19 protein-coding genes are annotated in these 20,429 nt (G+C 65.4%); 11 read left to right on the plus strand and 8 right to left on the minus strand.

Annotated elements, in window-relative coordinates:
- Window positions 1–46: 46 nt before the first annotated feature.
- The 6 genes from I6F09_RS08145 to I6F09_RS08170 all read right to left on the minus strand — a co-directional run bounded on the left by I6F09_RS08145 (window position 47) and on the right by I6F09_RS08170 (window position 7,709).
- Entirely contained in the window at window positions 47–532 is a 486-nt protein-coding gene (locus I6F09_RS08145) for a peroxiredoxin (protein WP_028180275.1), read from the minus strand.
- 108 nt (window positions 533–640) lie between these two features.
- Window positions 641–1,195 (minus strand): DUF924 family protein, encoded by a 555-nt coding sequence (locus I6F09_RS08150; RefSeq protein WP_057028257.1) that lies wholly within the window; start codon window positions 1,193–1,195, stop codon window positions 641–643.
- Between the two features lie 14 nt (window positions 1,196–1,209).
- The gene (locus tag I6F09_RS08155) at window positions 1,210–2,895 is read right to left on the minus strand and encodes a long-chain fatty acid--CoA ligase (RefSeq protein ID WP_035997514.1); all 1,686 of its coding nucleotides are present in this window, start codon (window positions 2,893–2,895) and stop codon (window positions 1,210–1,212) included.
- A gap of 190 nt (window positions 2,896–3,085) precedes the next feature.
- Window positions 3,086–4,591 (minus strand): D-alanyl-D-alanine carboxypeptidase family protein, encoded by a 1,506-nt coding sequence (locus I6F09_RS08160; RefSeq protein ID WP_109142350.1) that lies wholly within the window; start codon window positions 4,589–4,591, stop codon window positions 3,086–3,088.
- A gap of 189 nt (window positions 4,592–4,780) precedes the next feature.
- Complete coding sequence (locus I6F09_RS08165; RefSeq protein ID WP_036021230.1) at window positions 4,781–6,577, minus strand: glucan ABC transporter ATP-binding protein/ permease; 1,797 nt, start codon at window positions 6,575–6,577, stop codon at window positions 4,781–4,783.
- An 82-nt stretch (window positions 6,578–6,659) separates the two neighbouring features.
- Window positions 6,660–7,709 carry an ABC transporter substrate-binding protein gene (locus I6F09_RS08170; protein ID WP_225187847.1) on the minus strand — a complete coding sequence of 350 codons (1,050 nt, stop codon included), beginning with the start codon at window positions 7,707–7,709 and terminating at the stop codon, window positions 6,660–6,662.
- 227 nt (window positions 7,710–7,936) lie between these two features.
- On the opposite strand from I6F09_RS08170, the gene I6F09_RS08175 reads away from it, so the two are divergent.
- From I6F09_RS08175 to I6F09_RS08205, 7 genes are all read left to right on the plus strand, one after another.
- Window positions 7,937–8,296 (plus strand): hypothetical protein, encoded by a 360-nt coding sequence (locus tag I6F09_RS08175; RefSeq protein ID WP_035997537.1) that lies wholly within the window; start codon window positions 7,937–7,939, stop codon window positions 8,294–8,296.
- A 117-nt stretch (window positions 8,297–8,413) separates the two neighbouring features.
- The gene (hisE, locus tag I6F09_RS08180) at window positions 8,414–8,818 is read left to right on the plus strand and encodes a phosphoribosyl-ATP diphosphatase (protein ID WP_035997540.1); all 405 of its coding nucleotides are present in this window, start codon (window positions 8,414–8,416) and stop codon (window positions 8,816–8,818) included.
- A gap of 46 nt (window positions 8,819–8,864) precedes the next feature.
- On the plus strand, window positions 8,865–9,467 hold the full coding sequence (locus tag I6F09_RS08185; RefSeq protein ID WP_081492862.1) for a YqaA family protein: 603 nt from the start codon (window positions 8,865–8,867) through the stop codon (window positions 9,465–9,467).
- A 47-nt stretch (window positions 9,468–9,514) separates the two neighbouring features.
- Window positions 9,515–10,054: a hypothetical protein gene (locus tag I6F09_RS08190; RefSeq protein ID WP_035997543.1), complete on the plus strand. Its 540-nt coding sequence runs from the start codon at window positions 9,515–9,517 to the stop codon at window positions 10,052–10,054.
- A gap of 30 nt (window positions 10,055–10,084) precedes the next feature.
- The gene (locus I6F09_RS08195; RefSeq protein ID WP_035997546.1) at window positions 10,085–11,485 is read left to right on the plus strand and encodes an aspartate ammonia-lyase; all 1,401 of its coding nucleotides are present in this window, start codon (window positions 10,085–10,087) and stop codon (window positions 11,483–11,485) included.
- A gap of 271 nt (window positions 11,486–11,756) precedes the next feature.
- Window positions 11,757–12,725 carry a nitronate monooxygenase family protein gene (locus I6F09_RS08200; protein WP_225140946.1) on the plus strand — a complete coding sequence of 323 codons (969 nt, stop codon included), beginning with the start codon at window positions 11,757–11,759 and terminating at the stop codon, window positions 12,723–12,725.
- A gap of 22 nt (window positions 12,726–12,747) precedes the next feature.
- Window positions 12,748–13,521, plus strand: a complete 774-nt coding sequence (locus I6F09_RS08205; RefSeq protein ID WP_225126522.1) for a thioesterase family protein — start codon at window positions 12,748–12,750, stop codon at window positions 13,519–13,521.
- 374 nt (window positions 13,522–13,895) lie between these two features.
- Here I6F09_RS08205 and I6F09_RS08210 read toward each other — a convergent pair whose 3' ends face one another.
- Window positions 13,896–15,458 carry an AMP-binding protein gene (locus tag I6F09_RS08210; protein ID WP_225187848.1) on the minus strand — a complete coding sequence of 521 codons (1,563 nt, stop codon included), beginning with the start codon at window positions 15,456–15,458 and terminating at the stop codon, window positions 13,896–13,898.
- A gap of 108 nt (window positions 15,459–15,566) precedes the next feature.
- Between I6F09_RS08210 and I6F09_RS08215 the strand changes: the two genes are divergently transcribed.
- The 4 genes from I6F09_RS08215 to I6F09_RS08230 all read left to right on the plus strand — a co-directional run bounded on the left by I6F09_RS08215 (window position 15,567) and on the right by I6F09_RS08230 (window position 18,532).
- Complete coding sequence (locus I6F09_RS08215; RefSeq protein ID WP_225187849.1) at window positions 15,567–16,532, plus strand: nitronate monooxygenase; 966 nt, start codon at window positions 15,567–15,569, stop codon at window positions 16,530–16,532.
- A gap of 136 nt (window positions 16,533–16,668) precedes the next feature.
- Window positions 16,669–16,917, plus strand: coding sequence for a hypothetical protein (locus I6F09_RS08220; RefSeq protein WP_035997560.1), 249 nt, complete (start codon window positions 16,669–16,671; stop codon window positions 16,915–16,917).
- A 133-nt stretch (window positions 16,918–17,050) separates the two neighbouring features.
- On the plus strand, window positions 17,051–17,764 hold the full coding sequence (locus tag I6F09_RS08225; RefSeq protein WP_192893067.1) for a hypothetical protein: 714 nt from the start codon (window positions 17,051–17,053) through the stop codon (window positions 17,762–17,764).
- Window positions 17,765–17,854: 90 nt separating this feature from the next.
- On the plus strand, window positions 17,855–18,532 hold the full coding sequence (locus I6F09_RS08230) for a hypothetical protein (protein WP_225187850.1): 678 nt from the start codon (window positions 17,855–17,857) through the stop codon (window positions 18,530–18,532).
- Between the two features lie 43 nt (window positions 18,533–18,575).
- On the opposite strand, the gene I6F09_RS08235 is transcribed toward I6F09_RS08230, so the two are convergent.
- Window positions 18,576–20,132 (minus strand): winged helix-turn-helix domain-containing protein, encoded by a 1,557-nt coding sequence (locus I6F09_RS08235; protein ID WP_109142357.1) that lies wholly within the window; start codon window positions 20,130–20,132, stop codon window positions 18,576–18,578.
- Window positions 20,133–20,429 lie beyond the last annotated feature (297 nt).

Here is a 20,429-nt window from a genome sequence, read left to right on the forward strand (position 1 = left end):
TTCGCGGGGCATGACAGCGTCATGTGTGGCTAAGACCGGTGGCGCCTCACAGCTGCCCGAGCAGCGTATCGCCGCCGGAGACCTCGACCTTGCCGGGCATCGCCTCGAGGTTCAGCTTCTTGACCACGCCGTCCTCGATCAGCATCGAATAGCGCTTGGAGCGGATGCCGAGGCCGTTGGCGGAGGCGTCCAGCTCCATGCCGATCGCCTTGGTGAAGTCGGCATTGCCGTCGGCGAGGAAGACGGCCTCGTCGCGCTGGTCGGTGTCGCGCTTCCAGGCGTTCATGACGAAGGCGTCGTTGACGGAGACGATGGCGATGGTGTCGACACCCTTGTCCTTCATGGCATAGGCGTTGAGGAAGATGCTCGGCAGATGCATCTTGTGGCAGGTGCCGGTATAGGCGCCGGGGACCGCGAACAGCGCCACCTTCTTGCCCTTGAAGATGTCGTCGGTGGTCTTCACCTGCGGGCCTTCCGCCGTCATCACGCGGAATTTCGCCTCGGGCAGCTTGTCGCCAATCTGGATCGCCATCGTCAGTCTCCCTGAAAATCGGTCCCGCTTTTTAGACCGGGCGGCGGGCCTGCACAATATTGCCAGTGGCGGAAGCGGCGAGGATGGCGGCCGTTCACCGTGATGTCATCAGCCGGCAAAACCGCCGCCGTCGAGGAAGGCCTGCTCCTCCTCGGTGGTGTCGCGGCCGAGGAGACGGTTGCGGTGGGGAAAGCGGCCGAACCGCGCGATGATATCGGCGTGGTCGCGCGCGTATTTCAGGCTTTCGGTATTGTCGGTGTTCTGAAACAGCGCGACGCAGTGCAACTGGTCGGCTAGGTGCTCGGAATGCATGAAGGGCAAATAGAGGAATTCGAGCAGGAGGGGATCGACCCTGCGATCGACGCCGCGCGCGATGGCGCGGCGGGCGACGTCGCGCGCCTGTGCGTCGCTGGCAAAGGCCTGCGGCGTGCCGCGAAACATGTTGCGGGGAAACTGGTCGAGCACGATGACGAGTGCCAGCACGCCGTCGTCGCTTGTCTCCCATGAGGCAAGCTCGCCGGCGGCCGCCTTCTGCCACAGCGAGAGAAAGCGGCGTCGTATCTCCGCATCGAAATCATCGCTGCGCTCGTACCAGCGTTGGCGCCCGGCCTCTCGCCAGAAGGCGAGAACGCCTGATGGCGTGATGTCGCGGGCGTCAGCCATGAACGGAGGGCGCCTTACGCCGCCTCCGCCTTCTTCTCGTCGCGCAGCTGCCGACGCAGGATCTTGCCGACATTGGTCTTCGGCAGGTCATTGCGGAATTCGACGTGCTTGGGCACCTTGTAGCCGGTGAGCTGGTCGTGACAGAACTTGATCACGGCATCCGCCGTGAGGTTCGGGTCCTTCTTCACCACGAAGGCCTTCACCGCTTCGCCCGACTTGGAATCGGGGATGCCGATCACGGCGCATTCGAGCACGCCTGGATGGCTCGCGATGACTTCCTCGACCTCGTTCGGATAGACGTTGAAGCCGGAGACCAGGATCATGTCCTTCTTGCGGTCGACGATCTTGATATAGCCCCTCTCGTCCATCACGCCGATGTCGCCGGTGCGGAAATAGCCGTCCGCGGTCATCACCTTGGCGGTCTCTTCCGGCCTGTTCCAGTAGCCGGACATCACCTGCGGGCCCTTGGCGCAGATCTCGCCCGCCTGGCCGAGCGGGACCTCGTTGCCCTCGTCGTCCCGGATCGAGATGTAAGTCGACGGCACGGGGATGCCGATCGAGCCGGCGAACTCGGTCGCCGTGGGCGGATTGCAGGTCAGGACAGGCGACGTCTCCGACAGGCCGTAGCCCTCGGCGATGCTGCAGCCCGTGATGTTCTTCCATTGCTCGGCAACGGGGCGCTGCACCGCCATGCCGCCGCCGTTCGAGATCTTCAGCTTGGAGAAGTCGAGCTTCTTGAAGTCGGGATGGTTCATCAAGGCGTTGTAGAGCGTGTTCACGGCCGGGAAGGTGTTGACCTGGTATTTCGCCAGCTCCTTGATAAAGCCGGGTATGTCGCGCGGGTTCGGGATCAGCAGGTTGCAGCCGCCGGCGCGCACAGCCAGCAGATAACAGGCCGTCAGCGCGAAGATGTGATAGAGCGGCAGCGCGCAGACGATCATGAGCTGCTCGACATGCGGCGGCGAAGCGAGCGCCGGCTGCAGCCAGGCATCGTTCTGCAAGACGTTGGCGACGATGTTGCGATGAAGCAACGTGGCGCCCTTGGAGACGCCGGTGGTGCCGCCGGTATATTGCAGGAAGGCGACGTCACCGGGCGACAGCTTCGGCTTGTTGAACGTCATGCCGCGGCCGGCGGACAGCGCGTCGTTGAAGGAGACCGAGCCCGGCAACGACCAGGCCGGTACCATCTTTTTGACCCGGCGGACGACGAGGTTGACGATCACGCCCTTGAAGCCGAGCAGGTCTCCCATGCTGGCGACGATGACGTGCTTCACCTGCGTCTTCGCGATCACCTGCTCGACGGTGTGGGCGAAGTTCTCCAGCACGATGATCGCTTCGGCGCCCGAATCCTTCAGCTGGTGCTCGAGCTCGCGCGGCGTATAGAGCGGGTTGACGTTGACCACCGCGAAACCGGCGCGCAGCACGGCGGCCGTCGCGACCGGGTATTGCAGCACGTTCGGCATCATGATGGCGATACGCGCGCCGCGCTGCAGCCCGCGGCCCTGCAAGTAAGCGGCAAGCGCGACCGACATCTGGTCGAGGTCGCGATAGCTGATCGACTTGTCCATGCAGATGAATGCCTTGCGGTCGGCGAACTTGGTGAAGCTCTCCTCCAGCAGGTCGACCAGCGATGCGTATTGCGTCGGCTCGATATCGGCAGGCACGCCGGGCGGATATTGCTTGAGCCAGATGCGCTCCATGGAAGACTCCCCTCATTGACCAGGGCCCGTTGTTCTCGGGCTTGCCTCGTTGTCGCCAGTATCCAGCTTGCCGGAACGGGTGGCAAGCCGTCGTGGCTTAGGGCAAAGGTCGGGCCGTCGCTACTGGAATCGTCGCAAAACGGTGCTGCCGCAGGTGCGAAGCGGGGCTGCGGTTTAGTGCCGAGCGGCGTTAACTGTTGTTGGCCGGCTTGGCCGCGGCGGGAGGCTTCGTCGCAGCGGGGGTCGTCGCTGCCTTGGGCTTTGCGGGCTTCGCCGCCTGATCGCCGCCGGCCGAAGGCTTCTCGGCGGGCTTCGCCACCGCATCCGGCTTGGTCGCGGCATGCTTGGCGCCAGCCGGCTTGGTTGCGGCCGGTTGGGGCGTGGCCGGCTTGGCCGCCTTGCCGTCAGTCGGCTTGGCATCCGGCTTGGCCGCCGCGGTCTTGGTGTCCTTGGGCTTATCGGCCGGCTTGTCGGCGGCGTCTGGCTTCTTGGCGACGCGCGGCTTCTTGGCGCGCGGCTTGGACGCGGCCTGCTGGTCGGCATCGGCTGCCACAGCGGCAATCAGGGCGGTGCCGGTGCGGGTCGGGCCGGTATAGACCAGCACGGGCTCGGTCGGAGCCGCAGCCGAGGCCATCAGCTCGGAAGCTTTCATCAGCGGCGGCTGCAGGCCTGCCGTGAAGAAGGTGAACTGGGCCGCGCCGCCGGTGGCGGAGCCCGATCCGGTCGCGCCGCCACTGGCCGCAATCAGCGCATCGTCGTCGTCGCTGGCCGGCCGCTTGCGGTTGGGTCCGCACATCTCGTCGCGCAGGTTCGGCGGCGTGGCATCGACCGGCACGAGATTGTCGACCGTGCCGAGCGAGGGGCGCAGCCAGGTGAGGTTGTCCGGAGCGAAGCCACGCTCCAGCAGCTGCGCCGCCTTCACCGCGCGTGCCGTGCCGGAGTTTGCACCGAGCACCACCGCGATCAGCCGGCGGCCGTTGCGCGTGGCCGAGGCGACGAGGTTGTAGCCGGAGGCGCAGATGAAGCCGGTCTTGAACCCGTCGGCGCCGGGATAGCGGCCGATCAGCTTGTTGAAATTGCCGGTGACGCGCTTGCCGAAGCGGATCGCCGGGATATGCATGTAGTACTCGTATTCCGGCAGGTCGCGCAGGAAAGACCGCGCCAAGATGCCGAGGTCGCGCGCAGAGGTGATCTGGCCTTCGGCGGGCAGGCCGTTCGGATTGACATAGCTCGTCTGCGCCATGCCGAGCTTCCTCGCGGTGTCGTTCATCACCGCGGAGAAGCCGTCGACCGAGCCGCTGACGCCTTCGGCGAGCACCACGGCCATGTCGTTCGCCGACTTGACCATCATCATCTTCAGCGCGTTGTCGACGGTGACTTGGGTTCCCGGGCGGAACCCCATCTTCGATGGCGATTGCGAGGCCGCGGTCGGCGACACCGTGAGCAGCGTGTCAAGCGTCAGCCTGCCGTCCTTGACCGCCTTCAGCGTCACATAGGCGGTCATGATCTTGGTGACGGAGGCCGGGTACCAGGGAAGGGTCGCGTTTTCGGCCTGCAGCACCTTGCCGCTGTCGGCCTCGATCAGCAGGAGCGCTTCGGCGCTCGCCGTGCGCGGCGCGAGCATCGCGGTACAGGCGAGCGTCGCAGCGAACAGGTTGAACAGGGATTTGCGAAGCAGCGGGCGAAGGGCGTGCACTATCCGATTCCGGTCCTTGGAGATCCGCCTGATACGGCCGGTTCTCGTGATCTGATTGTCGGTTCTGAAATCCAGCGCCGCCGCTTGCGGCGTCGCAAACCTATACCGGCTGGTGCGTCGAGAATAGGGGGATCGGCGCGGTATTCCGCAACGAAGTAGGCCGAATTTCGACGGTCCTCTCGGGACTTGCTAGGGGGATTTGACAGCTGTCGCGGCAGCCTCGGCGGCCGTCACGCTGGCCCGTGCGTTCTCCTGCACCATGAACTGGGCCTTGGCCATCTCGGCAAAATGGCCGCCTTTGGCCACGAGTTCATCGAAAGTTCCGGTTTCGATCACCCGTCCATTCTCGAACACCAGGATCCGCGTGGCGTTGCGGATGGTGGAGAGGCGATGGGCGATCACGAAGGTGGTGCGGCCCCTCATCACTTCGTCGAGAGCGGCGTTCACCTTGACCTCGGTGACCGCGTCGAGCGCGGAGGTCGCCTCGTCCAGGATCAGGATCGGCGGGTCCTTCAGCAGGGCGCGGGCGATCGAGAGCCGCTGCCGTTCGCCGCCGGAGAGCATGCGGCCGCGCTCGCCGGCATTGGTCTCGAAGCCGCCGCTGCGTTCGATGAATTCCAGCGCCTGCGCGCGCTCCGCCGCCTTACGCATCTCGGCCTCGGTCGCATCCGGCTTGCCGACGCGCAAGTTCTCCGCGATCGAGCGGTTGAACAGCAGCGCTTCCTGGAACACGACACCGATGTTCCGCCGCAGCGAGGTCAACGTGACGCCGCGCACGTCCATGCCGTCGATCTTGATGACGCCGGATTGCGGATCGAAGGCCCGGTGCAGGAGCGCAATCGCGGTGGACTTGCCGGCTCCGGTCGGGCCGACCAGCGCAATGGTCTGGCCCGGCAGCGCGGTGAAGGTGAGGTCCTCGATCGCCGGCCGCTTGCCGTCATAGGAGAACGTGACGTCGTGGAACTCGACGAGGCCCGACAGCCTGCCGGCATCGATTGCGTCGGGCCGGTCGTGCACCGCGGGCACGGCGTCGAGCACATTGAAGAACTCGCGCAGCCGCGGAGCTTCCATGAACACGTTGTTGATGAAGCTGACCACCTGCTCGAGCTTCTGGATCAGCAGCGTCGCGAAGCTCACGAACATCACGATCTCGCCGACCGAGGTCAGGCCCTGGTCGTGCAACGCGATGCCGAGGGTGAAGATCGCGAGCACCGTGATGGTGGTGGAGGCGCGCGTGATCACCGTGACCAGCGCCCACCACGACAACACCGGCATCTGCGCGGCCAGCAGCTCGTCGGCGACCGAGCGCAGCCCCTTGACCTCGGATTCGACGCGCACGAAGCTCTGCACCAGCGCGACGTTGCCGAGCGCATCAGACGCGCGCGCGGAGAGCTCGCTGTAGTGCTCCTCGACCGCCATCTGCATGCCGAAGGTCCTGCGCACCACGAAGGTGGTCAGCGCCGTGAAAACGATGCAGAGCACGAACAGGAGGATCGCCAGCCGCCAGTTCAGGTAGAGCGACAACGGCAGCAGCACCAGGACCGAAAGGATCGCGGCAAAATGCTCGCGGAAAAAGCCGAGCCACAGCCGCCACAGCGCGTCCGTGCCGTTGAGCATGACCTTCATCAGCCGGCCGGAATGGGTGCCGGAGTGGAAGGTCAAGGGCAGCTGCAGGATGTGCTCGAAATAGTCGGTCAGCACCGCCTGGCGCTGACGATGCGAGAGCCGGTCGGCCTGCAAGGCCACCAGCGCGCTGCAGACGATGGTGAACAGTCCGAACGCGACCCAGGCGACCAGGAACGGCCAGGCCGAGCTCGAGCCGGCCACGGTCTTGCCCGAGAGCACGTCGACGATCCGGCCGAACAGCACGGGCTCGGCGAACTGGGATCCCGCCAGCAGGAGGTTGGCGACCGCGAGCAGCCAGCCCAGCCGCGCCTCCTTGCCGAGCAACTCGAGAACGCGGGTGTAGAGTCGGAGAATGGACATGCGGGCGGGGGACTCGGTGACGACGGAGCTCACATTCTAAGCAGGGACCGCCGCGAGATACAGCGCAAGCTTTCAGTTTTGCTCATTTGATCAGCCGCTCTGCCAGCGGCGGCAGGAACTGGCCGTCGAAGACGTCGCGAGCCGTCGGCCGTTTGCGGAATTTGAAGTCCCGCGCGATCTGATCGATCGAACGTTCCAGGCGCGCCGGCTCGACGCCGCCGAGGCCGTTGCGCTTGACCTCGTCGGTCAGGATATTGTCGGCAAGGACCGCGTGCAGGCGCTTCAGCTCCAAATTGCGGTCGCCGTCGTCGATGCGGCTCGCGGCCTCCTCCGCCGCACGCGCCGGCTCCCTGGCCGTCGCGGTGATGCCCGCGATCAAGGCGCGGACGAAGCCTTTCACGGCATCCGGCTTCGCTGCGGCGAAGGCGGTGTTGGCGACCACGGCAAAGCCGTAGGCCTCACAGCCGTAGTCCGCATAGCGCAGCACGACGAGATCGGCTTCGGGTACGCCGCGATCGCGTAGGTTCACCGCCGAGAGATAGCTGAACCCGGCGACGGCATCGACCTGTCCTGCTGACAGGATCGGCTCGCGCACCGCGGCACTGATCTTGTGGAATTTGACGTGCGATGCCTTGATGCCGTTCTGCTGCGCCAGCGCCGGCCACAGCCGCATCGACAGATCGCCGTCGGCAACGCCGACGGTCTTGCCGTCGAGGTCGGGCAGGAGACGGATGCCGCGGCTTTTGCGCGCGACGATCGCGTAAGGCGCGCGGTCGAACAGCACGAACACGGCCTTGACCGGCGCCGCGTCGTCCTTGTCACGAAAGCGTATCAGCTCGTTGATGTCGACGAGCGCGAGCTCGCTGTCGCCTTTGGCGAGCCGTGCGAGCGCCTCTGGCGATCCGCTCGCGCTGTTGAAGGACACGTTGAGATGCTCGGCGCCGAACCTGCCGTCCTTCGCCGCAAGGAAGAATGGCGCCATGCTCGCATCGATAGGACGGTCGAAGGTGAAATGGATGGCGGTCGAGGGAGTGCCGCTCTCGGCCGCAATGCATTCGCGCACCGTCGATGCGGCGAACGAGATTGCAAGGGCCAGCAGGCACTGAAGGGCGATCGTCTTGAATCCGGACATCGGTCGCGCCGGCCCCGCATTGTTATGGTTTCGTGACGCTTGGCAAGCGCCGGCCCGCGACGAACGTGCGCGCGCGAACATGAACGGCGGATGAGCGGGCTTGCGGCATCGTTACGCAACCCCGTTCAGCTTGTGTTGGGGTTGGGGAACCTACTTAGGTGGTGAGTGTTTGACTGACATCAGCCTGTCGTCAGGCACAATCCGAGGTCCCAAGGAGGGTCCAGATCATGTTTGACAGCCTTTCGAAGTTCGTCGGCCGCAAGGCCGTTCTGGCCACGGCCGCCGTGGTGGCCCTGACTGCCGCTGCACCCAGCGCCTCTTACGCGGGCGGTCGTCATTGGCATGGCGGTGGCGGCGGCGCCGCTGCTGCCGCGATGTTCGGCCTCGCCGCGACCGGCCTCGCGATCGCAGCCAGCCGCAATGCCTACGCCTATGATCCGGGTCCGGTTTACTATTACGAGGGCGGCCCGGCCTATTACGGCGGCCCCGGCTATGGTTCTTATTATTACGACTCGGGCCGCCGCTACACCTATGGCGGCTACAAGAACCCCTGCGCCCACGGCTATTCCGGCTACAGCTGCTATTGACGGATCGGCCATTCTGATCGACGAACAGGCCGTCGCGCTTGCCGCGGCGGCCTGTTTTTTGCTTACATTGCCGCGTGTTAACACGCCGGCCATTTGTTTCGAGTAGTTTTGCGTACCATGAGTGATTCGCTTGAGCGGCTATATCTCGCTGTGCTCGCGGCCAGAGACCTTGATCCGGCAACATCGCGCACGGCCCGGCTGTTTCAGCGTGGGCCCTCAAAAATGGCAAAGAAGCTCGCCGAAGAGGCCATCGAAGTCGTCATCGATGCGGTCAATGGCGATAGCGAGGCCGTGATCCGGGAAAGCGCCGACCTGCTCTACAATCTCACCGTGCTGTGGGCTTCGGCCGGAGTGCGCCCCGAGGACGTCTGGCGGGAAATGACGCGGCGGGAGGACATGCTCGGAATTGCCGAGAAACTGCCGAAGTCGCCGCCGAAATTGCCCAAAGTCGCGTCACCGCGCATAGCCTCGCGGCGGCCTATTGTCGCGCTCGACGGCCGTGCCGCGCGCAAGCGCCACTAGAAGCGTCACAAATCGCTCAAAAACTGGCGATGGACAAATCCGTCCCATGGTGCTTCATCGCGGCGCCATGCTGAAACGAATGTACGACTGGTGCATCGACGCCGCCCACAAGCCCTATGCGCTCTGGATCATGGGCATCGTGTCCTTCGCCGAAAGCTCCTTCTTTCCGGTCCCGCCGGATGTGATGCTGATTCCGATGTCCCTGGCGCGGCCGCAGCGCGCCTGGTTCTATGCCGCGATCTGCACCGTGACCTCGGTGCTCGGCGGCGTCGTCGGCTACGCCATCGGCGCGCTGCTGTTCGACTCGGTCGGCCAGTGGCTGATCCAGGTCTACGGCCTCGCCGACAAGGTTGACGCCTTCCGCGCCTCCTATGCGGAATGGGGTGCGGTCATCATCCTGCTCAAAGGACTGACGCCGATCCCCTACAAGCTCGTCACCATCACCTCGGGCTTTGCCGGCTACAACATCCTCCTGTTCGTCCTGTGCTCGATCGTCGCGCGCGGCGGACGCTTCTTCGTCGTCGCGATCCTGCTCAACCGCTACGGTGACTGGATCCGGGTCAGGATCGAGCGGCATCTCGGATTGTGGGTCGCGCTCGGCGCGATCGTGCTGGTGCTCGGCTTCGTTATCGCCATCAAGCTGATCTAGAGCCGCGGCGCTTTGCCGCCGCGCCGGCTTCGGCTACGGTTGTCGTCATGATGGTTCGATCCGGCAATCCGGCGGCACGGCATGGGACGCTGATGTCGACAGCGCTGCTGCTGCTGCTCGCTGCCGGAGGGACGGCCCGGCCGCAATCCGCCCCGCCGGCGCTCGGCCTTCAGCAGCAGGGAGCGCAGGCCGGCCCGTCGCCATCGACGCCCGCTCCCTCGGCGCCGCCGGCGCGCGAGGAGAATCCCGGGCTGATCAACGAAATGGGCAAGCTGTTCGACAAGCTGCCTTCGATCCTGCCGCCGATCAAAAGCCCCAGTGAAACCATGGACGACCTGTCGCGGCTGGCCAAGCCTTCGACCATGGTGTCGGGGCGCGTGATCTGCCCGGTCTCTGCGAACGGCGCGCCCGACTGCAAGCAGGCGGCCGACCAGCTCTGCCAGGGCAAGGGCTACAAGGAAGGCAAGAGTCTGAACGCCGACTCCGCGGAAAAATGCTCGGCCAAGGTCCTGATCCCGGGCCGGCAACGTAAACCGGACGACTGCCGCACCGACACTTTCGTGACCAGCGCGCTGTGCCAGAACTGAAGGCCGGCGCGCGAGAACCAAGGAGCGCCCATGAGCCGCACGGAGCAGGACTTCCTCGGACAGCGTGAGATCGCCGACGACATCTATTACGGCGTCCAGACCATCCGGGGTAAGGAGAACTTCCACATCACCGGCATTCCGATGAACCAGGAGCCTTACTTCGTGAAGGCGCTCGGTTACGTCAAGAAGGCCGCCGCGATGGCCAATCGCGACCTCGGCGCGATCGACGCCAAGGTCGCGGACGCCATCATCCTCGGCTGCGACCGCGTCATCGCGGGCGACATGATGGATCAGTTCGTCACCGATTTCATCCAGGGCGGTGCCGGCACGTCGACCAACATGAACGCCAACGAGGTGATCGCGAACCTCGCGCTGGAATCGCTCGGCTTTGCCAAGGGTGACTACCAGCACGTCAGTCCGAACGATCACGTCAATTACGGCCAGTCCACCAACGACACCTATCCGACCGCCTTTCGGCTGGCCCTGATCCTGCGGCTCGAGAGCTACATGACGGCGTTGCGTCAGCTCCAGGAAGCCTTCTTCGCCAAGGGACGCGAGTTCGAGCGGGTGCTGAAGATGGGCCGCACGCATCTGCAGGACGCGGTGCCGATGTCGCTCGGCGCGGAATTCCGGGGCTGGGGCACCACGATCGGCGAGGAGGTCGACCGCATCTCGGAAGCGCGCGCGCTGCTGCGCGAGATCAATCTCGGCGCCACCGCGATCGGCACCTCCGTCACGGCGGCGGTCGGTTATCCCAAGCTCGCCGTCCGGCACCTCAGCGCGCTCACAGGCGTCGATTTCATCCTCGCCGGCGATCTCGTCGAGGCGACCTCCGACACCGGCGCCTATGTGCAGCTCTCCGGCGTTCTCAAGCGCACGGCCAGCAAGCTGACGAAAATCTGCAACGACATCCGCCTGCTCGCTTCCGGTCCGCGCGCGGGCTTGAACGAGATCAACCTGCCGCAGCTTCAGCCAGGCTCCTCGATCATGCCCGGCAAGGTCAATCCGGTCATTCCCGAAGTCGTCAACCAGACCAGCTTCCTCGTCATCGGCCTCGATACCACGGTGACGCTGGCGGCAAGCGCCGGCCAGCTCCAGCTCAACGTGATGGAGCCGGTGATCTCTTTCGCGCTGTTCTTCTCGATCCGCACCATGGAGCGCGCGGTCAACAGCCTGCGCGAGAATTGCGTCGTCGGCATCACCGCCAACGAGGAGCACACCCGCAACATGGTGCTGAACTCGCTCGGCATCGTCACGGTGCTGAAGCCGCTGCTCGGCTACAAGCAATGCGCCGAGATCGCGCGCGAAGGCTACAAGACCGGCAAGTCGCTGCACCAGATCGTCGTGACCGAACGCAAGCTGCTGACGCAGGAGAAGTGGGACGAGATGTTCTCGTTCGAGCGGCTGATCAACCCGGATTTGATCGGGTAGGCGGTCGCTGTCATTCCGGGCGCGCGAAGCGCGAGCCCGGAATCCATTTCGCCACGCGTGCTGACGCCCGATGGATTCTCTGATGCGCAATCGCGCATCATAGCTCGATGCTCCGCCTCGCCCCGGAATAAGGGGTGAAGGAATTCCGCTGCTTGGAATTGCGGCAATGGCCTCCGCTGCGGCGCCAAAACGCAATACTTGACAGTGGAAAGATTGCCTTGTTGGTATGGCTCCCAACTTCAATTTGACCGGCTGAGAGGATCGTACCGCAATGTCCATGCCTGCCTTGTTCAAGGGCCGCCTGTCGATCCCCGTGATCGGCTCGCCGCTCTTCATCATCTCGGTGCCCGATCTCGTGATCGCGCAGTGCAAGGCGGGTGTGGTCGGCTCGTTTCCGGCGCTGAATGCGCGGCCGCCGGAGCTGCTGGACGAATGGCTGGCGCGGATCACCGAAGAGCTCGCGGCCTATGACCGCGCCCATCCCGACAGGCCGTCGGCGCCGTTCGCGGTCAACCAGATCGTGCACAAGTCGAACAACCGGCTCGACCACGACATGCAGCTCTGCGCCAAGTACAAGGTGCCGATGATCATCTCGTCGCTCGGCGCCCGCGAGGAGCTGAACCAGGCCGTGCACGGCTGGGGCGGCATCGTCTTCCACGACGTGATCAACCAGAAATTCGCGCACAAGGCGATCGAGAAGGGCGCCGACGGCCTGATCCTGGTCGCGGCCGGCGCCGGCGGCCATGCCGGCACCATCTCGCCGCTGGCCTTCGTGGCCGAGACACGAAAATGGTTCGACGGTCCGATCGCGCTGTCGGGTGCGATCGGCAACGGCAACGCAATCCGCGCAGCGCGCATCCTGGGGGCCGACTTCGCCTATATCGGTTCGGCCTTCATCGCGACCAAGGAGGCCAATGCGGTCGAGAAGTACAAGGAGATGATCGCGGGCTCGAGCGCCGACGACATCGTCTATTCCAATCTCTTCACCGGCGTGCATGGCAATTATCTGAAGCCCTCGATCCTGGCGGCGGGTATGGACCCCGAAAATCTGCCGACGTCCGATCCCTCCAAGATGAACTTCGGCACCGACGCCTCCGGCGAGCGCGCCAAGCCGAAGGCCTGGAAGGAGATCTGGGGAAGCGGCCAGGGCATCGGCAGCATCGACAAGGTCGTGCCGGCGGCCGAGCTGATCGCGCGCTTCAAGAAGGAATACGACGAAGCGATCGATCCGCCGTTGTGATCGCACCCAGATCGAGTGCTGCATGCCCCCCATTTACCGCGTCGACGGCAACGACGTCGTCACCAGCCCCGATGCAGCCGGCCCCTGGGACCGGCGCATGCAGCACGGCTCGGCACCGGCATCGCTGGTGACATGGGCGGCTGAGCGCATCCCTGCGGCGGTGCCGATGGATGTCGCGCGCGTGACCATCGATCTGATGCGCCCGGTACCGGTGGCGCCGCTCACGATCGCCACCGAAATCTTGCGCGAGGGCCGCAAGATCCAGCTCTGCGGGATCAAGCTGGTCGCCGACGGCGTGCAGGTGGTCGGCGCCACCGTGCTCAAGATCAGGCGCCAGGCGCTGACGCTGCCCGACGAGGTCGAGGAACTTCCGGTCACGTTGCCGTCGCCGGAGGATTCATTGGTCGAGGACGGTCACGCCGCCACCAGCCCGTTCGTGCGATCGGTCTCGATGCGCGCCGCGCGCGGCCGCTTCGGCCAGGCCGGCGCCGGCGCGATCTGGTTTCGTGTCGACCATCCGCTGATCGAAGGCGAGGCCGTCTCGCAGGCGATGCGCGCCGTGGTCGCCGCCGATTTCTCCAACGGCACCGCCTCGACGCTCGACTTCCGTGCCTGGACCTACATCAACGCCGACCTCACCGTGAGCTTTGCACGCCAGCCGGTCGGCGAGTGGATCCTGCTCGACGGCGATTCCTGGATCGGCCCCGACGGCGCGGGCCTTGCGATGTCACGCCTCGCCGACCGCCAAGGCTATTTCGGCCGCGCGGTGCAGAGCCTCGTGATCGAGAAGCGGTGAGAGGCGCTATGTGCGATCAGCCGGGCGATGACACCGATCGTGTGAGAGCTCTCTCGCGTATCGCGGGATTGAACGGCAGACTTCCGCCGCCGCGGAAGGGATGCAAGGTCGTGTTCGACCAGGACATCCTGCCAGTTCACACACCGTAGAAGATCTTGATCCCCCACAGCACCACGATGATGGCCGTGATCAACGTGATCGCGGCGACTGCACTTTCCAGGGAAGCGACTCTCATTTCACTCTCCGCTTCCCAGCCCCGTCAGCGGTCTAGTTGATTCCCTGATTCGCCGGCAATTGCGCGGGCATCGCCGTCGCAGACTCCGTTGCGGGCTGTGGTGCCGAAGCAACAACGACACCGTAGAATTCCGGAGTATTTACCCCACCATCCGGTCTCGCCCGCTCCAAAAGCCCGCGCGCAGCACCTTCTTGTCGACCTTGCCGACGCCGGTCATCGGCAATTGCTTGACGAACTGGATCTGCTTGGGCGCATGCGCCGAGCCCTTTCGCGTCTTCACCAGGTTGATCAGCTCGTCCGGATTGGGGTTCGTCCCTTCGCGCGGGACGACGATGGCGGTGACGGCTTCGCCCCATTTCTCGTCGGGAATGCCGACGACCGCGACCATCGCCACGTCCGCGTGCTGCGACAGGACGTCCTCGACCTCGCGGGGGAAGATGTTGAAGCCGCCTGTGACGATCATGTCCTTCTTGCGGTCGAGGATGAACATGTAGCCGCGCTCGTCCTGACGTGCGATGTCGCCGGTGTGGACCCAGCCGTTCTTCAGCGTCTCGGCGGTGATATCGGGCCGCTTCCAGTACTCCGCCATCACATGCGGCGCGCGCACGCAGATCTCGCCGGCCTCGCCCGTCTTCACCTCCTGGTCGTTGTCGTCGAGGATCTTGACTTCGCAGGCCGCGATCGGGAAGCCGCAGGACAGGAACAGCTCCGGCCGCTTGGGATCGTGATCGGCCTTGCGCAGCACCGAGACGGGATAGCATTCGGTCTGTCCGTAGAGCTGCGAGAACACAGGGCCGATGCGTTCGATGCCCTCCAGCAGTCGGCTCGGCGACATCGCGGAGGCGCCATAGAGCACGAGCTCGAGCGAGGAGAGGTCGGTCTTGCCGAGCGCGGGCTGATCGAGCAGCACATAGATCATGGTCGGAACGAACAGCGTGAAGTTGATGCGCTCGCGTGCGATCGTTGACAGCACGGCTTCGGGATCGAAGCCTTTCAGCATGTGCACGGTGCCGCCGCGCATCAGGGTCGGCAGCACCTTCGTGCCCGCGACATGGCTGATCGGCGCGACCGTGAGGTAGCGCGCAGCCTCGGGGATCTCGAAGTCGGCCAGGATCGCGCCGGCGGCGCCGGCATTTTCGCGGTGATAGCGCAGCGCGCCCTTGGATTTTCCGGTGGTGCCGCCGGTGTAGTTCAGTGTGGCGAGATCGTCGGAGCTGGCGAGGCACTGTGCGCTGGCGTGCCCCGCACTCTCGACCGCCGCCAGCAGATCGACGCCGTAGCCGGCCGGTCCCATGTTGAAGACCGCCTTGAGCCGGCCGGCCTTCGCGGCGAGCTCGCCGCCGCGGTCGCGGAAGGCGGCCGCATCCACCACCAGCATCTCGGCTTCGGAATCCTCGAGCTGAAACAGCTGGTCCTCCAGCGAGCCCAGAGGGTGGAGCCAGGTGATGCAGAGGCGGGCCAATTGGGCGGCGACGCCGGCGCACCAGCTGTCGGCGCGGTTCGCGGTGAGGAAGGCTACGCGGGCGCCGGGCTCCAAGCCGAGCCGCATGAACACGCCCTGGATCCGTCCGATCAGGTCGATGGCACCCCGATAGCTCAGCGATCCCTCGGGCCAGGCGAAAGCAATGCGGTCGGGATAGCGCGACAGCGCCCGTAGCGTCTGCGCACAAGCCGGGGATGATGCGTGGAGCGGATCAGGCATATGTTTCCTCGTTGCTTTGTCACCGGCTTATGGCGTGCCAATGTTGCTGACGACGCTAGCACAGAGACTGCGGGAGGAAACCACAAAGCCCGCGCGAGGGAGGCATGCATGCCATCGGATCGACTGCAACGCTTCCGCGATCGTCTTGCTCTGCCGCTGATCGCGGCGCCGATGTTTCTGGTATCGGGCGTCGAGCTCATGGTCGCAGCCTGCGGCAACGGGGTGATCGGCAGCTTTCCCACCGCGAATTGCCGTGGCGCGGAACAGCTCGATGAATGGCTGACCGAAATCAAGCTGCGGCTGCGGCAGCATGAAGATCAAACCGGGCGAAAGGCAGCGCCACTTTGCCCGAACTTGATCGTCCACCGCTCCAATGCGCGGCTGGAGCAGGATCTCGCCGTGCTGCTGCGGCACAAGCCGGAGATCGTCATTACGTCGGTCGGCTCGCCGGCGCCAGTCTTGAAGCTGCTGCACGACGCCGGCGCGCTGGTGCTGGCGGACGTGGCCTCGATCCGCCATGCCGAACGCGCCGCGGAAGCGGGGGCGGACGGGCTGGTCCTGCTCACTGCCGGTGCTGGCGGCCAGACCGGCTGGCTCAACCCGTTCGCCTTCGTCCGTGCGGTGCGCGCATTCTACGACGGCATCATCGTGCTCGCGGGCGGAATTAGCGACGGTCGCGCGCTGCGTGCCGCCGAAGTGCTCGGCTGCGATCTCGCCTATATGGGCACGAAGTTCATCGCGACGCGTGAGAGCATGGCGGACGAGCGTCACAAGCAGATGCTGGTCGAGAGCAGCGCCGACGACATCTTGCTCACCACCGCGTTCACGGGCTTGCAGACCAGCATGCTGAGGCCATCGATCGCGGCCGCCGGGCTCGATCCCGACAATCTGCCGGCGCGCGGCGCGATCAATATCACTGAGGATATCGACGTCGCCGCCCGCGACAGCCGCCCCAAGCGCTGGCGCGATATCTGGAGCGGCGGGCATTCGACCTCGGGTGTCACCGATGTGCTCGCGGTCGAGGATCTCGTTACGCAGACGATCGCCGAATATCGGGAAGCGGGTGGGCGGTAGCGTCGTCGCCTCTTCCACAGCGGATCGGGCAGGGTTAATCCCGTATGCCTCCGGCCCATCCCACTTAACGGCGGATTAACCATCGCCAGCCAAGAATCCCTCTTGTGGCCGCCAATCAGGACGAGAGGGACAGGCGATGGACTTCAATTATCTCAACGGCAAAACGGCCGCGACCCTGGACGAGATCCGCGTCCGCGTCGCCCATGCGCTGGCCCGCCACCCGCTGTGCCGCAACGTCCGGTTTGACATCGTCAGCATCCCCCGGACCCGCCGCGGCGGCAATTGGACGGTGACGCTGCAATCGGTCGAGCCGCGCGCGGTCTGGGAAGCCTCGGAGATCGTCGCCGACATCCAGGATGCCTATGACCTTGCGGCAGCAGCCTGATTTCGTTGGGGGTTTCCGGGCGATGTCGCCTTAGTCCGCGCGATTGCCGCCGCAATAGCACGGTTCAGCCTTAATTATCGCCCAGTTTCCGGGCAGTGATCACGTGGACTTGAAGTCGGACGCGGAGAGACGTTTGTCCAAAGCCATCACCATCGTCGCGCTGACCTGTTTCCTCGTCCTCGGCGCCGCCACCACCGCCATCCTCGGCCGCGACAGCGTTCCCAGCGTCAGCGCCGCGATGATCGCCGAGACGCCCCCAGCCAAGCCGCTCGCAACCAACCGCGCCGCCAAGGCCGACCGTCTGGTTCCGACGCTCGCGCTGGCCTCGGCCGCGATTGAGCCGGTCCAGGTTGCCGCCGACAAGCTGGCGCAGGCACCGGTCCTGACCGAGCCGCTGCGTCAGGCCTTCGCCGCCGCCACCCCCTCCGATTTTCCGATGCCGAAGCCGAGCGCGCACGAGGCGCCCGCCGCGACCGAGGTTCCGGCCGTCGAAGTTCCGGCCAAGCCGAAAGTCGTCGCCAAGCCGCAGCCGCAAAAATCCTACTCGCTGCTGTCCGACGTGCAGATCGCAGGCATCAGGGATCGCCTGAAACTCTCCTCGTCTCAGGAATATTACTGGCCCTCGGTCGAGACCGCGCTGCGCAACGTCGCGCGCAAGATCCAGGCGAACAGGCTGTCGAATCCGAATGCACCGCCCAGCGCACAGATCGATCCGAATTGCGACGAGGTGCAGCAGCTGAAGTCGGCCGCGATGCCGCTGTTATTCCAGCTTCGCGACGACCAGAAGGAAGAAGTGCGCAAGCTCGCTCGCCTCATCGGGCTTGAGAAGGTCGCGCAGCAGATCTGACGCACGCGGTTCCTCGTCGAGGAGCCGCGGCTTATCAGGAACATCTGGCAATCCCCACGCGTTGCCCGCTCCGAAAGAGGGAGTGGACAAATGCGCGCCTCGACAGCCTATTTTGTCGGTGCCGGAACCATCGTCGCGGCCATCGCCATTGGTCTCGGTGGCGGCATCGTCGCCGGCAACATCATGAATCCGGTTGCGTCAAAACAGGGGCCGGACACCAGCAAGATGGCGCAGCGCGCGGCAAGTCCCACGCCGGTCAGCACCAACGCTCCCTCCGAGCGCGTGAACTATCTCACCGGCTCGCAAGCCTTCGGTGCGATGATCGCCGCGCCCGCACAGGCCGAAGCAAAGTCTGAACCCGCAAAACCCGACACGCCAACCACGCAGGCGAATGTCGCACCGGCGCCGCAACCCTCGCAAGCCGCTGCAGTCGAGCCACCCAAGCCCGCCGCTGCGCCACAGGCCGCAAGGCCTGCCGAGCAGCAGGCCTCGACCGAGCCGTCGTCCTCACCGAATAACGCCTATGCCAAGGCAAGGGATTCCGATGTGAAGCGCGCCGCGTCCGAACGGCGCCGAGCCGAGCGTCGCGAGCGCTGGGCCGAGCGCCGCTATTATTACGAGTCCCGCGAGCCGCGCGGCCTGCGCGACCGCACCGATTGGGATGACGTCGCGCGCAACATCCGCGAGGATTCCGATGCGCGCGATTACGCGGGGCGGTCGCGCAGCGGCTTCCCGCAGATCAGGCTGTTCGGGCCTGACGACGATTAGCACCTGACACGGGGATCAAGCGGAGCGGTCGCGCCAGCGACCGTCACGTCATTCCGGCGCGCCGCAACCCCTCGAGATAGTGCGTACGATCCTCTTCCCGCAGCATCGGCAGCTCGCGCGTGATCCAGGCCAGCGAGACCTCGGGCTGGGTGCGGCGCAGGCCTTCCAGGGCGGATGCCGCGAGGGCGGGATCGCCGAGCATGCCGGCGGCGGCCGTCAGCACGCGGTGGGCGCCGACGAAATCCCCGCGCTGGCGCATCGATTCCCGAGCCATCTGCACGGCGCCCGCGTAGTCGCGGCCGACGAACCGGGCATAGGCCGCAACCCCGCAATAGATCGCCGCGAGCGGGTCGCGCGGGCTCAGCCGCAGCGCGCGGCGGGCGGCGGCATCGCCGTCCTGCCAACGTCCGGCATAGCACAGCGTCACGCCGTGGAAGGCATGCGCCATCGCGAAATTCGGATTGAGCCGCAAGGCCAGCTCGAATTCAGCCAGCGCGTCGTCGAAGCGGCGGCGGAACAGGTAGGTGTAAGCAAGGCCGTGATGGGCCCAGGCATCCTCGCGGTCGGCCTCCACCGCCGCGAGCGCCGCACGCTCGGCGACCGGCATGGTGGCAGCCATGTCGGCCCAGCCCATATGCGCGCCGAAGATATGGCTGGTGGCGAGCAGGCCGAGCGCCTTGCCATAGGCGGGATCGACCGCGACCGCTTCTTCCAGCAACTTCTGCGCGGCGGCATTGTCCTCGCGGGTGATGCGCCAATAATGCGACAACGCGCGCATCACGAGGTCCCATGCATCCAGGCTGCCCGGCGGCTTCTGCTGGGCCCGGAAGCTTTCGGCAGCATAGAGCTGCGGCTCGATGGCGGCGACGATCGCTTCCGTGATCTCGTCCTGCACGGCGAAGATGTCGGCGAGCTCGCGGTCGTAGCGTTCGGCCCAGAGATGGCTGCCGGTCGAGACGTCGTTGAGCTGGGCCGAGATGCGCACCCGTTCGCCGCTCCGCCGCACGCTGCCCTCGACCACGTAGCGCACCCCGAGCTCCCGCGCGACCTCGTGGATGTGCACGGCGCGGCCCTTGTAGACGAAGGAGGAGTTGCGCGCGATGACGAAGAACCAGCGCAGCTTCGACAGCGCCGTGATGATGTCCTCGCTGATACCGTCGGAGAAATAATCCTGCTGGACCTCGCCGCTCATATTGGTGAAGGGCAGCACAGCGATCGCGGGCCGCTCCGGCAGAGCGAAGGTGGCCTGGGACGGGGCGATCCGGACCGGCTCCGGCGCGACCGCGCCGATTTGCGTCTGGACGTCGCCGACGAAGCGAAAACCCTTGCGGGTGATGGTGCGGATCAGCGACTGGCTCGCGCCATCGTCGCCGATCGCCTTGCGCGCCGCGTTGATCCGGCTGGTCAGGGTGGATTCGGAGACGCTGCGCCCGTGCCAGATCTTGTCGATCAGCTCGTCCTTGCTGACGACCCGGTCGCGGTTCTGCATGAGGTGGACGACGAGGTCGAAAACCTGCGGCTCCACGGCAATGGGAACCTGCTCGCGGCTCAGCTCGCGCCGGTCGGTATCGAGAAGGTGGTCCCGGAACAGAAACTGCACGTCGAAAACTCGGGCCTCATTGCGAAATCGGGCAAACAAACAAAATGAAATTTGGGTCGAAAGATCGTGTGTCTGCCGAAGGGGGCGTTTGGTTCATCGCAATCGCGTGATGGCAGCCATGTGGTTTTCCGAGGGGAATACATCCGCAGCTAGAATGTTGCGGTGTAAATCTGGCGACGAGATCAGGCGCCCCTCCAGCACCGTCATCCTGGAGCGCGGGAGCGTAGCGCAGGCCCTCTCAGCGACAACGGCTTCGCCATTGCGCGGGAATGCCGTTTTAGTGTCGCGCACAACGGG

It is taken from the genome of Bradyrhizobium sp. IC3195 (genome assembly GCF_020193585.1).
GTDB classification, from domain to species: domain Bacteria; phylum Pseudomonadota; class Alphaproteobacteria; order Rhizobiales; family Xanthobacteraceae; genus Bradyrhizobium; species Bradyrhizobium yuanmingense.